Genomic DNA, 13688 nt, shown 5'->3' on the forward strand with positions numbered 1-13688 from the left:
CGGGATCGAATGGCCCGGTGGGCGGCCTGAACGGGGCGGATTTGCTGGTTACAGTTCAGGCCATTTTTCGTCGGCTTCAACCAGTATTAGCGGCATCCCAGCGGGTATCGATTGCGCTTGGGGGTGGGCATCTGCCATCTTTGATTCATCAGACCGCCGAAACCGTTTCGGCGGCTGAAACATCCTCTAAACAACAACTACCGATGAACACTTTCTTTGCCCTTGCTCTCGCCTGCACACTCAGCACGGCCCCCAACACCGACGACAAAACCCTGTCCCGGGAAACGGCAACCTACGTCGTGACCAACAAGATGGCGATCTGGCTAACCGAAGCCGGCAAGCTCAAACTGTCGGTTGGTCAGCACGATGGCAGCGCGGTCATCAAACTCTTCGACCACAAAGGCACGCTGTATACCAATCGGGTGGGCCTTCGGAAAGGTATTCATCAGACGTTCGATCTGACGCAGATTACCGAAGGTACGTACCACATCGAGGTAACCATTGGCGACGAGGTTGTGGTCAAAACGATCCGCGTCGAGCGCCACCAGTCGCCCGTGTTTCGGTTGGGCTAGTTTAGCCGAACGCCGGGAGACGGGAACGGAGGGTCTGCTTATAGCGGCATTCTGTTCCCGTCTTTTTTTAGGGCGACGATACCGGCCCGTGGGCAGCCAGCAGATTCCCCAGCTGCCGGGCGGTACGCGTCAGATTCGTTTCGGTATGCAGGAAGGCGGCAGGCAGGTCGGTGGGTTCATGGCCGATGGCAAGCAGCGTATCGAAGTACTGACCAAGGGTTTCGCTGGGGTGCAGTGGAATCCGGCCGGCCAGCCCGATAACGGGCAGCCGACGTTGTTTGGCGCGGAATGCTACCCCGTAGGGCCCTTTGCCGTGCAGGGTCTGCTCGTCGATACTCCCTTCGCCGGTAATGACCAGATCCGTCTTTTCCAGAAAGCGGTCGAAGCCGGTGAACGTCAGAAAAAAATCGATACCGTTGACGAGGCTGGCGCGGAGAAAGGTGTGCAAGCCAGCAGCTACCCCCCCGGCCGCTCCGCCATGCCTGACCGCAGCCATGTCGACCCCCGTTTGCTGCCGGGCCACTTCGGCCAGGCGGGCCAGGCCTGCGTCGAGACGCTGCACATCAGCTGGCGTGGCGCCTTTCTGGGGGCCAAATACCGCGGCTGCCCCCGCCGGTCCGACCAGCGTATTGTCAACATCGCAAAGAATGGTCAGGTCGCTGGTCAGCAGCCTGGAGTCGAGCCCGGCCGTGTCGACGCGGGCGAGGGCCGTTAGCTGATCGGGCGTGGTCAGTTCCGCACCGGTGGCGTCGAGAAACCGGACGCCCAGCGCGCGCAGGATGCCGGTGCCGCCATCGACCGTGGCCGACCCGCCAACCGCCAGCACAAACCGGGTCGCGCCTTCATCGAGCGCATGTCGGATCAGTTCACCCGTGCCGAACGAAGTAGCCCGCAGCGGGTTCAACTCGTGGGGCGGCAGCAGGCGCAGCCCCGAGGCATCGGCCATCTCGATAATAGCCGTCTGGCCTTCGTCAACCAGCCCGAACGACGACGCAATGGGCCGCCCAAACGGATCGGCCACCGTGACCGGCACCCGCTTTCCCCGACGCTGGTCTACCATCAGCGACCCCGTTCCGTCGCCACCATCACCAATCGGAAAGCAGGTACAGATGCAGTCGAGACGGCTCTGCAACAGGCCGTTCTGGATAGCCAGGACCACTTCCGGTGCGTTCAGGCTGTGCTTGAAGGCGTTGGGCGCGATGAGAATATGCATAGGCTATAGGGGCCAGCGGCCTGTTCAGGAACGAACCTGGTTGACCGGATTCCCGGTTTGAAAAGCCGCCAGGTTGCTGACCGCAATCTCCATCAGTCGGGCGCGGGCTTCCTGGGTGGCCCAGGCGATGTGGGGCGTGATGAGGCAGTTTTTGGCGCTGAACAGCGGGTTGTCGGCCGCGGGTGGTTCGGTCGATAAGACGTCGATACCGGCCCCGGCAATGACGCCTTCGTTGAGGGCGTCGGCCAGGTCCTGTTCAACGATGACGGGCCCTCGGGAGGTGTTGAGCAGAAAGGCCGTAGACTTCATGCGGGCCAGGTTCTGGCGGTCGATCAGGCCTTTGGTTTCCGGAACGAGGGGGGTATGAATACTGACCACGTCGGCCTGCTCCAGCAAGTCCGGAATGTCTGCCCACCGGAAATTAGGGCGGTGCGACTGGTCTGTCCGGTGGCGTTTGGACCCGATGACGTTCATGCCGAAGGCGGTGGCTACGTCGGCCACTTTTTCGCCAATGCTCCCGAACCCAATGATACCCATCGTTTTGCCGGCCAGTTCGATCAGCGGATAGTCCCAGAACGAGAAATCGGCCGAGCGGGCCCACTTGCCGTCCCGGACCGAATCGCTGTGGCGCTGAACGTGCAGGGTTAGCTCGAGCAGCAGCGCAAAGGTCAGCTGCACCACCGACGCCGTTCCGTAGCCTGGTACGTTGGTCACAACGACCCCCTTTTCGGTGGCGGTCTTAACGTCGACGATATTATAGCCCGTGGCCAGCACGCCAATGTACCGGAGGGCGGGCAGTTGTTTCAGCACGGCTTCGCCCAGGGGCGTTTTGTTGGTCAGGAGAATGTCGGCATCCTGGGCTCGTTCCAGCACCTGATCCGCGGAGGTTCGGTCATATACCGTTACCTCGCCCAGTTTTTCGAGCCCTTCCCAGGACAAATCGCCCGGATTTAATGTATACCCATCGAGTACGACAATCTTCATAGTACGCGGTTGATTTCTCGTTGCTAGTTTTCCGTCGATGCGCTGACCGGGGCGGCAGGTTTGGCCGTCCGCAGAATAACCGATACCAGCCCGGCCAACAGGACCGCCAGGCCGACAAGATACGGGTAGCCATTCGATGGATTGGGTGGAGCCGGGGTATTTTTTACGTCGGTCAGCTCATAGGTCGGAATAATCCAGCTGATCAGATAAGCCTGCGCCAGGGTAATGAAGCAGATGAAGAGCAGCATGAAAAAGCTGTGCTTGACCGTAAACCGGAACAGCTGCGACTCATGACCAACCAGGTTACCGGCAGCCGCAGCCACGGCGATGGACTGCGGGGAGATCATCTTGCCAACGACCCCGCCCGATACGTTAGCTCCTACCGTCACGACCGGATCGACTCCGATCGATTCGGCCGTAGCGTATTGGAGTTTACTGAACAGCGCATTGGCCGAGGTGTCTGAGCCGGTGATAAACACGCCCAGCCAGCCCAGCACCGGCGCAAAGAACGGAAACAGAACGCCCGTGCTGGCCAGCACCCGCGCCAGCGTGAGGGTGATGCCCGAATCGTTCAGGATATACGCAAACCCCAGCACGGCCGCTACCGTCAGAATCGGGAATTTCAGCTGGCTGAGCGTGGCGCCAAAAATCGTTAGTCCCTGCCGGTAGGGTAAGCCAACCAGCGGCAGCGCAAGGAGAGCCGCCAGCAGAATAGCGGTACCGGCTGCCGACAGATAGTTAAGCTTGAATAGCTTGGGTAGCAGGGCTCCGCTTTCGCTTTGAATGGCATTATGAAGGCCCGGAAATTCGAACTGTACCTGACCAGTTGCGTTCAGCACCTCTTTGATCGGCTGAAGTCCCCAGGCAATGATGAGTACGGTCAGCACGATAAACGGCGACCACGCCCGAATGATCTGCCCGCCCGAATAGTGAACGGCTGTAGTCGGGGTGGGGGCCGGTTCGTTGTCGAAGCGCCAGATCGTCCTGGGCTTCCAGAACCGCAGAAACACCATCAGGCTCAGGATAGAACCCAGGCCCGCGATGACGTCGGGCAGGGCCGGCCCCAGAAAGTTGGACGATGCAAATTGCAGCAGCGCGAACGATAAGCCGGATACCAGCAGGGCCGGGGTAATTTCGCGGGCTTTCCGCAGCCCGGCAATGATGCTCACCAGATAAAACGGCAGGAGCGCCGACAGAATCGGGAGGGTGCGGCCCACCATCTGCGAAATGGGCAACTCCGGGATACCCGACACCTGCGACGCTACCGTGATGGGGATTCCGATAGACCCAAACGCAACGGGGGCCGTATTGGCAATCAGGCAGATACCCGACGCGTAGAGCGGGTTGAACCCCAGCCCCACCAGCATGGCCGCCGTAATGGCCACGGGAGCCCCGAATCCGGCGGTGCCTTCGAGAAACGAACCGAACGAAAACGCAATCAGCAGGGCCTGTAACCGACGGTCGGCGGTGATCGAAGCCATGACGTGTTTGATGATCTCGAACTGACCGCTGGCTACGGTGATGTTGAACAGAAAAACGGCCATGATCACCAGCCAGCAGATCGGAAACAGGCCGTACAATGCCCCGTGGGCTACCGACAGCAGCGCCAGCCCGGCTGGCATGCCATACAGGCCGATGGCCAGCAGCAGCGCCAGACCCGTGGCGATCAGGCTGGCCTGATACCCTTTCATCCGGCGAATGATCAAGGCCCAGAAAATAAACAGAATCGGGATGGCCGCGACCAGAACGGACAGGGTAATGTTGTTGAACGGATCGGTAACTTGTTTCCAGACCATGGGCAGGCGTTGGTTAAGCGGTAGATAAACTCCGTTGCGGGTTGTTGAGTCGAAGCAGATAGCACCGGCCCGGCTACACCAGGTCGAGGGCAACGATCTCGTGGTCGAGGATGCTGGGTACGGTGACGAGGATCTGGTCGTTTTGGCGGGTGAAAGCCGGTATCTGACCGCTCATAAGCAGTTTCACGCCTGTCACCGTAGTGCCTGCCGGAACCCGGACCGCTACCTGCGCGGCTACCGGAATCAGTTCGCGAAACGGGCCTTTCAGCATCATCGGATTGGTCAGGTTAACGAGGTGAACGGTCATCGATGTCCGTTGCCGCCATACGTTGATGTCGAGTACGCCCGGTCCGGTTACACTCACAATAGGCTCTTCGCCGAGCGCCCAGCGGATGACGTTGCCGAGCAGCTGACCATGATCGGTGTTGAGCAGCTGCCAGAACGATCGATCCAGGTCGCCGGGCAGGTAAGCCACCCGCGACCTGCCAATCTGGCGCAGGTACAGCTCGCGCGTATCGGTCTCGGCCACCCGTGGGTAAACGTCTTCCATCGGCAAATCCGGATAGGTCGGAATCAGGGTTACCGGACTGGGGAAGGGCATCGTTGGGGTGACCTTTACCCGGTGAATGGCATTGATAATCCGGGGTGTATCAGTCAGGCCCTTCAGGATGGCCTGGCTCTGGCGGTCGGCGGGGGTGTGGCGCAGGTGCAGGTAGCTGTTGCGCAGGGGGCCTTCTACCTGGCTGGCGTAAGACACGCCGAAGAGGCTCGCCAGTCCGAAGTCGGGCCGCTGCTGACCGTCTTCGGTATATAATGAGGTCTCGAAGGTGGCGATCAGGCTGCCGCCCGCGTCAACGAAAGCCCGCAGCTGCTGACACTGAGCATCGGACAGCGCTGCCGTGTTGGGCAGGATCAACAGCCTGAATCGGTCCAGATCGCGGGGCGTAAGCAGCTTGTCGTTGACCATGTCGAAGGGGACGCGGCTCTCGACCAGGGCCTGGTACATCCCGTCCAGGTGGTCACTGCTCTTCTGCTGCCAGGGTTTGCCGCCGTAGTTACGGTCGGTCTGCTCGGAATAAATCACCCCCACGCGCGCCATCGACGCCGTGTTTCGCAGGTAGGACTCGTTTTTATGGTAGCCTTCGTACAGGCGGGCTACGGCTTCCATCCAGCGTTTGTCGTAAATGTCGCCCCCGAATTTGACGAAGCACGGGCGCATGCCGTTGGCCGTCCCTTCGGCTACCCAGATACGAATTTCGGCGTCGCTCTGCACCGAGTCTTTCCACCGGAATTCTTCTTCGATGCCAACGCTGAAAATGCCGATGAGCGGTTTCATGCCGAGCGTAGCGCGTAGTTCCTTGGCGCCTTTGCCATTGGCCCAGGGTGCCATCAAACCGCGCCGGGCCTGCTGATCGGCGAAGAAAAGATCGGCTTCTTTACCGGTCATCACCTTGTCCGGAAACCCATTGGGAATAAAGCGGGAGGCCGGGCGCTGTTTCCGGATCTCCGAATCCCAGTGCATCCACAGCGCCCGTAGCCGGGTCATACGCCACTCGGCCCACTTCCGGTAGGTTGGTTCGAGTCGGTCGATCTTTGCCGGCAGCGCCAGCCCCGTGGCCTGTTTGAATTGCCGGGTACAGTGCTCGCAGTAACAGATGTCATGGCCTGCCCAGCGGTTGGAGAAGATGCCTTCGGGCTGGTACCGCTGCATGATCTCGGTGTTGACCCGGGTCATAAACTCGAAGTTGTACGGCCCCAGCGCGCAGGTTACCCACAGGTCGGGGTTAGCCCAGTGCCGACGCTTCTGGCCATCGGCCGTTACGGCAATCCAGTCGGGGTGCGCGTCGTACACATCCTGCCGGGCCGCGTGCGGATCAGTCCGGAGCATGATCGTCATACCCTGTTTTTTACAGCCCTCAACCAGGTAGCCGAGCGTGTCGGTATTACCCAGAAAATCGCTCCGGTGGTGCAGCGGTATCTGAGTCGGGTAAAACGCGACCACGCCCCCGGCGCTCAGCAAGGCTCCATCGGCATGAATGCGTTTGAAGTAGCGGAGCCAGAAATCCGGATCGTAATGGCCGGGGTCGCGCTCAACGAAGGCCAGCTGTGCCCACCGCATCGGCCCGTCGAGCCAGAGCGGTTCGGCAGGGGGCGCTCCCGTGGCCAGTACTGATGGCCCCGACAGGGCATAGGCACCACCCAGCAGGCTGGTTGTTCGGATAAACGTTCTTCGTTTCATGCGGGTAGGGGTTGGGCTTCGGCTGATCAGCGGAGCGGAAAAGGTGACAGATCGATAAAGCGAAGAGTTGGGTTGGTTTACCGGTTTTCAGACAATCGGGTTCGCTCCGTGAAATTTGGCGCCGGTCTCAAAACATTCAAGCCGATTCTCAGTCGATACCGGATTGATACCATTTATTTATTCGCCTGTAATCCTAAAAAATCCGTCCTTTCTTTTAGGATTACAGTTTTTAGATCAATGAGTAGCGGGCTAACCTACGGGGGAGCAACCTGGTTAATTCTTCTTTAGAGTTTGACTGTGAATGGTCGACCGTATGATATGACTGACGAAGTATGGCCCCATTTTCATGGCGCTGACTAGGCCGTCGAACCAGAAAACGTTCCCCAAAAAGAGGCATAATTATTCACGTACGTCGTTCTCAGTTTTAGGTCGGCAGCGTTGATAGCTGACGTTATCGGTTAACGAAAAAGTTAGCTTACCAGAAAGGGCCATTCGCCTGACTTCAGACACATCGGCACTTGTTAGCTCAAACGGAATAGTAGAAAAATACTTGACCTGATTCAGGAATTACGCGTAACCCGGTTGCTAACTGGAAAATAATTAGTTGTTGTTAAGAAAGATTATGTTTCCGTAAAAGAGAAAATCTTAATAAAGTCTATATGTAGAATATACTTTGTTGAAATACATTTATTTGGAAAGGTCAGACAGGTATGTCATACGCCCGACTATCAGGTGATGGGCTCAGTAGTCGCGTCCGCCAGAGAACGTTGCCTGTTTTTAGTTTAGGAAGAGCACCTGCTGGCGTAGCAAGGGCCTCGTTTTCGAAACCTATGGTGCATTTAATTACCGGAGCAACCTGGTTAGCGTACCATTATTTTTGTAGATGACCGCAGTTTAATTTGTTCGATTCGCCTGTAAATGTTCGATTCTTTTCCCGTGCATAAAGCGTCTTTATACAGTCTGGCATAAGTAACCGAGGATTCGTGTTTAAGTAGATTTAAACAATGATGGTCGGTTTAATTAGGCGAATAAATTGAAAAATAAAACGGTTAGTTTGATCAATATCAGCCGGGGTAAGTTGCATCGTTTAGTCCATTATTGATACGGATGCCCCATTTATTTAAACTAATACACCTGTATAGATCAATACTTTAGAACCGGTCTGTGAGAAATAAAGAAAAAAATAAGATTAAAAAATTTTAAGGGTGATTGGATAAGGCTACTTATTAATAATTGATTACGTTTGCACTGATATACTGATAAAACACTACTTCTGTCGCAATGAAAGCAAAATCAATTGAATTTTTCTCTCCTCAGGATAACAGCCAGCCTGCTAAAAAAAGTGTCGCTAAAGCGCCTAAACTGACAGGCTATATTTCGGCAGCAGGCAAGCTTGTATTTCCACACAAGACGGTTGAACAGCTGGGTCTGGATCCGCAGGCAACCCGGTTTAAAATTGGTACTCAGGAAGGAAAGCGCAAGTTGAAATCGCTGTACCTGATTCCGGGTTCGGCCAGTGAGTCCGATGCTTTCGAATTGGTTGAAGGAGCTAAAAGTTATTCTATTCCGCTGGGTGTAATCCTGCAGAAAAAGGGTGTCGATTACGCGAATACAAAGTACAACTTTACCATCCAGCCTTTTGATTATGAGGGAGATGTGACGGGGTACGAGCTTGAATTCGAGCAACCAGGGCCCAAAGCCGAGTACACCGGCAAGCCCCGGGGCCGTAAGCCCAAGGCGAGCTCGGACGAATAAGCTGTCCTGAATAAACGAGTCCCGGTTTTGTCAGCAACGTTACTGACAAAACCGGGATTCGCTGTTTTATAGCCTCCGGTCCGGACCCAGGTTAGGGAAGCCCGGTTACCGGCCTTTTCGGGGAGCAGAACCGCCGGCAGTTTCGGCTGAAATAACCAGCGGCTGGCGAAGCTGGTTGGCGTATGATTGCAGGTAGGCAAACCAGGCGTCGGCTGAAGTAATCTGTCCGGCTTTATCCCAGGCGGCTCCGCTGTAATAGACGAAGGGTTTGTCCGACGGTAGGGCTGTACCGGCCAGCGCGTGATTGCGCTGCTGACGCAGGGTCGCCATCGGTACGGGAAAAACGCAGCCGATGCCAAGGGTGCCATCGTTCCCGTGTGCAGGCTCCCAGTAGCTCATAATTCCTGAGCTTTTGTCGAAGCGTACCTGACGCGGTTCCGGACGGAGGGTAATACCGACTACGATCGGCAGGGGCTGCGAAGGCGTATGGGCCAGCTGTACCTCGATCCGGCTGAGCTGTGAGCCCGCATCCAGCGAAAACGTTTTGATGGCGTTGACCGTTATGGGCCCAAACTGATAGGGCGAAAAACGAACCCGGAAGGTAGACCGGAGCGGCCCGTTGTCCAGTACCTGCCAGCTGGTGTAATTATGGATGTAGTTGATGGAGTCGCCCAGCCATATGCCTACGTCACCTGCGCCCAGGGTCAGCCCTACCTGATAATAGTCGAGACCCTGGCCGTGGTCTTTGTGGTAATCTCCGCTTTTATACCAGTCGTTGATCACCAGCTGGCTGGTTCGCTTGGCCCACACATCGGTGCCATAGGCGTTGTCGGACCGGCCGTTCAGGGATTTGCCGTAGATCCGGAAGGCGATCCGGTCGTTTTCCCAGGCAAAATCATCATACCGCTCCGGTACGAAACGGCAGTAGGTTTTTTGGGCAACGGGAGCGGGCTGCCCCTTACGCAAGGTTAGCAGGATGGTTTGTTTGGGCGCTACGGTCAGCTGTACCAGCAGGTTCTGTACGGTTCTCTGGCCCCGCCGTTCGAACTGATACGGCACCGGCTCACCCGTCGATGCCTGTACGATCTGCAACTGGGTGGTATCTACGGCGGGGTAGGCCTGCCGCACAACGGACCACGGAATCTCCAGCACGGCCTGGGTCCAGGGGGTGGTACCCGGGTTCATGATCCGGACCTGTCCCGATGTCGCTGACCGACTGGCCGACTGAGCCGTTACGGGGTTCGGGATAAGGCATAAACCACCGTTTAGAAGGAGGAGCAGGAGGGCAAGCCGACCCGCCTGGGATAACAGATAAGAGGTTGTTCGCATGAGATTAAGTGGATTGGCCAGCCAAAGAAGAGGCCGCTGACCGGATGGTTATTTTTTTAGGACCAGCGTATAGGTTCGTCCGGGCTGGGTCGCGAAACTGTATACCGACCCGATCCGGGGTTTCATCATCCGTAGCTGAGCCGCTGGCGATACGATCGGTTCTTTCACCGTTGTCAGCTGGTAAAAGGGGTTAGGGTTTTGGGCGGGGTTGAGTTCAACCGAAAACCCCTTGCCCTGCATGGCGTTGGGCACCCGGATCTGGCACTGCCCGCCCAGGGTCGATCGGATAACCACACTGGTAACCTGGCCGTCCTGCCAGTCGAGAGAAACCAGCTCGAAGCCTCCGCGGGCCCGTAGCCCGGTAATGTGGCCCGCAGGCCAGCGGTCGGGGAGGGCCGGCAGCAGATGAATGGCTCCGTCGTGGCTTTGCATGAGCATTTCGGCAATACCGGCCGTACAGCCAAAGTTGCCGTCGATCTGGAAGGGCGGGTGGGCATCGAAGAGGTTTTTGTACGTACCGCCAACGCCTGTGCCACCGACGCGTTTCCGGCCGCTTTCGTCGACCGGCGATAGCTGATTGGTAATGAGTGTATAGGCCCGGTTCCCGTCGAGCAGCCGTGCCCACCAGTTTACCTTCCAGCCCATACTCCAGCCCGTTGAGGCATCGCCCCGCTGCTCCAGGGTGTTGCGGGCGGCCGTAAACAGCTGTGGCGTACGAAAGGCCGATACCTGCGCCGACGGATAGAGGCCATACAGGTGCGAGATATGCCGGTGTTTATCGTTCGGATCGTCGAGGTCGTCGAGCCACTCCTGAAGCTGGCCGTGTTTACCGATCTGCATGGGCGGTAGCTGCGCCAGTTTCTCCCGAACGATACGGACAAAATCGGCATCCGTGTTCAGTACCTGAGCAGCCCGGATAACGCTGGTGAACAGATCGAAGACCAGCTGGTTGTCCATCGTCACCCCCGCGTCGATGGAGGTTTTGGGGCGGGTGACCGGCGCGTTTTCGGGCGACATGCCGGGGCATACGACCAGATAATGGTGGTTGGAGTCTTCGACCAGGTAGTCGACGAAGAACTGAGCGGCTCCTTTCAGCGCCGGGTATACCGACGCAAGGTACGCTTTGTTGCCCGAGTAGAGGTATCGCTCCCACAGGTGCTGACTGAGCCAGGCCCCGCTCATGGGCCACATGGCGTAGTAGATGGGATCGCAGGGGCCGGCAATTCGCCAGAGGTCGGTGTTGTGGTGCGATACCCAGCCCCGGGCGCCGTACATGACCCGGGCTGTTTCCTGCCCCGTCTGCGACAGGTCGTTCACCAGCCGGACCAGCGGCTGGTGCATCTCGGTCAGGTTCGTGACTTCGGCAGGCCAGTAGTTCATCTCCGTGTTGATGTTGATGGTGTATTTACTGTCCCAGGGTGGGTCCATGCGGTCGTTCCAGAGGCCCTGTAGCGTGGCTGCCTGCCCGATTTCGCCGTTCGGGCCGGGTTGCGAGGTGGCGATGAGCAGGTACCGGCCAAACTGAAAATACAGCGACACCAGTTGCGGATCGTTACCCGTGGCAAACTGCCGGATGCGTTCGTCGGTGGGCAGTCTGGCGGCATCGGTCGTGCCCAGATCGAGTCTGACGCGGTTAAAGTAGCGCTGGTAGGCAGCTACGTGGGTGGCCAGCAGGGCAGAGAAAGGCCGTTGAGCCGCCCGGTTTAGATACCCGTCGGCCAGCGCCTGCGGGTTGGCCGATAATGTCTTGTAATTCAACACGTTGGTGGCCATCGACACGTAGAGGGTGGCCGCGCTGGCTCCGCGCACAACGACCGATGTATCGGTGCGGCTCGTCTGCCCGCCTTCGGTCCGTATTCGCACGTGGGCGTTGAAGCGCACCTGCCCCGGCACGCCCTCATGGTCGCTGGTGATACCCGACAAAACGAGTTTGTCAGTTCCTGCAACGCTGCGTTCGGTTCGCTGGGGGCTGTTCATGAACGCCGAGAACGACAGCTTGCCGGGCTGGCTGGCCGTAAGCCGAATGGCAATGACCTGATCGGGTGCCGACGCCATGACCTGTCGGGTGTAACGTACGCCATCTACGGTATAGGCCGTAGTAGCCACCGCCTTGCTGATGTCCAGATCGCGGTAATAGTCGGTATAGGTCTGGTGATTCGGGAAGTCGAGCAGCAGGTTTCCTACCGGCTGGTACTTCATGCCGCTATTCGTTTTAGACTCAATTTTTTGGGCGGCCAGCTGCTGAGCTTCGGCCTGTTTGCCCGCAAAAATCAGGCGTCTGATCTCGGGCAGGGCCGCCAGCGCATCGGGGTTGTCGTTGCGGTTGGGACCACCTGACCAGACCGACGATTCGTTGAGCTTGATCACCTCCTGAGCCGGGTTACCGTAGACCATGGCGCCCAGCCGGCCGTTCCCAAGAGGTAGCGCATCGGTCCAGACGTTACCCGCCGGTTGCGTATACCAAAGCGTGAGTGGACCCGGTTTGGGGCGTTGCTGGGCCAGGCCAGTGTGGGCCAGTAAGGTCCCTGCCAGCAGGAGAGCGTGGCCTGATAGCCGGAAGGTGAGGTTGCGCACGGAAAGAAAAGTTAGTAATAAAAAGTACCGGTACGCGTAGTAAAGCAGCAAACCAATGCTTCTTTACCTGAAAAAAGCCTGCTTATCCCCGAACCGCGGATCTGAATCAGCCGCCCGGAGATAAAGCACGATTGATTTAGTAGATTACACCTATGAAAACCGCTCCCGTTACGATCAAAGACATTGCCCGCTCGTTGAACATCTCGATTTCAACCGTTTCGCGGGCGTTGCGGGGCATGCCGGAAATCCACCCCGATACGCGCTCTGCGGTGATTCGGCTGGCTCAGGAGCTGGATTATCAGCCGAATCAGGTTGCTAAAAACCTGGTCAAGAGCCGAACCCGTACCATTGGCGTGATCGTACCGAACCTGAGCTACCACTACTTTTCGGCCATGCTCAACAGCATCGAAGAAGCCGCGTTGCAGGCAGGGTATAGCGTGCTGGTGGCCCAGACCAACGAATCGTACCTGCGCGAAACAACCAATATTCAAAACCTGCTCCGCAGCCAGGTAGAGGGGCTGATCATTTCGTTGTCGCGCGATACCGACAATTACGCCCACGTTGACCGGCTGGTTCGTAAAAACGTGCCCCTTGTGCTTTTCGACCGCTATGCCGATAATATCGACGCGTCGAAAGTCATTGTCGACAACTACGCGGCTTCCTTCAAGGCTACCGAGCACTTGATTGAGCAGGGGTGTCGGCGAATCGGGTTTCTGGCTGGCCCGGCGCATCTGCTACTGAGTAACCAGCGGGTCGATGGCTATCGCGCTGCCGCAGCCCAGCACGGGGTCGTTGCGGGCGGTCCGTACGTCCTTCACTGCGATTATACCCAGGAGAATACCATCGTGCAGACGCTGGCTATGATGAGCCTGCCCAATCCGCCCGATGGCGTTGTGACCATCAGCGACCGGGTGGCTTATCCGGCCATATACGCCATGAAACAGAAAGGCCTGGCGATTCCTGACGATGTGGCGATTGTCAGCTTTAATAACGAGCCGGTGTCTGCTTTTTTTTCGCCAACCCTCAGCAGCATCAGCCAGCCCATCCAGGAAATGGCCGCCGAAACCGTTCGACTGCTGCTCCGCCAGATCGAGACGACCGACGCCACCGTGCCGCGCGAAACCAAGATCATGGAAACGCAGCTCGTGGTGCGCGCGTCGTCGCTCCGGACCGGCTATGCGCTCAACTGACCGACGAGCCCGCGCTGCCAGCTGCTACGGCCCCGG

Annotated in this window: 9 protein-coding genes; 3 read left to right on the plus strand and 6 right to left on the minus strand. The window is 57.8% G+C overall.

The window, feature by feature from the left end; genetic code table 11:
* Positions 1-203: 203 nt before the first annotated feature.
* Positions 204-572 carry a hypothetical protein gene (locus B1C80_RS13950; RefSeq protein WP_077921798.1) on the plus strand — a complete coding sequence of 123 codons (369 nt, stop codon included), beginning with the start codon at positions 204-206 and terminating at the stop codon, positions 570-572.
* Positions 573-639: 67 nt separating this feature from the next.
* On the opposite strand, the gene B1C80_RS13955 is transcribed toward B1C80_RS13950, so the two are convergent.
* From B1C80_RS13955 to B1C80_RS13970, 4 genes are all read right to left on the minus strand, one after another.
* Entirely contained in the window at positions 640-1785 is a 1146-nt protein-coding gene (locus B1C80_RS13955) for a glycerate kinase (RefSeq protein ID WP_077921799.1), read from the minus strand.
* Positions 1786-1809: 24 nt separating this feature from the next.
* On the minus strand, positions 1810-2769 hold the full coding sequence (locus tag B1C80_RS13960) for a D-2-hydroxyacid dehydrogenase (protein WP_077921800.1): 960 nt from the start codon (positions 2767-2769) through the stop codon (positions 1810-1812).
* Between the two features lie 23 nt (positions 2770-2792).
* Positions 2793-4565 (minus strand): L-lactate permease, encoded by a 1773-nt coding sequence (locus tag B1C80_RS13965; RefSeq protein ID WP_077921801.1) that lies wholly within the window; start codon positions 4563-4565, stop codon positions 2793-2795.
* Between the two features lie 73 nt (positions 4566-4638).
* Positions 4639-6804 (minus strand): alpha-amylase family protein, encoded by a 2166-nt coding sequence (locus tag B1C80_RS13970; protein ID WP_077921802.1) that lies wholly within the window; start codon positions 6802-6804, stop codon positions 4639-4641.
* A gap of 1281 nt (positions 6805-8085) precedes the next feature.
* Between B1C80_RS13970 and B1C80_RS13975 the strand changes: the two genes are divergently transcribed.
* On the plus strand, positions 8086-8559 hold the full coding sequence (locus B1C80_RS13975; RefSeq protein ID WP_077921803.1) for a hypothetical protein: 474 nt from the start codon (positions 8086-8088) through the stop codon (positions 8557-8559).
* A 105-nt stretch (positions 8560-8664) separates the two neighbouring features.
* Here B1C80_RS13975 and B1C80_RS13980 read toward each other — a convergent pair whose 3' ends face one another.
* Positions 8665-9888, minus strand: coding sequence for a DUF4861 family protein (locus tag B1C80_RS13980; protein ID WP_077921804.1), 1224 nt, complete (start codon positions 9886-9888; stop codon positions 8665-8667).
* A 48-nt stretch (positions 9889-9936) separates the two neighbouring features.
* The gene (locus B1C80_RS13985) at positions 9937-12462 is read right to left on the minus strand and encodes a glycoside hydrolase N-terminal domain-containing protein (RefSeq protein ID WP_369822702.1); all 2526 of its coding nucleotides are present in this window, start codon (positions 12460-12462) and stop codon (positions 9937-9939) included.
* Positions 12463-12614: 152 nt separating this feature from the next.
* Between B1C80_RS13985 and B1C80_RS13990 the strand changes: the two genes are divergently transcribed.
* Entirely contained in the window at positions 12615-13652 is a 1038-nt protein-coding gene (locus B1C80_RS13990) for a LacI family DNA-binding transcriptional regulator (protein WP_077921805.1), read from the plus strand.
* The last annotated feature ends 36 nt before the right edge of the window (positions 13653-13688 follow it).

This window comes from Spirosoma sp. 209 (genome assembly GCF_002006735.1).
Classification (GTDB): Bacteria; Bacteroidota; Bacteroidia; order Cytophagales; family Spirosomataceae; genus Spirosoma; species Spirosoma sordidisoli.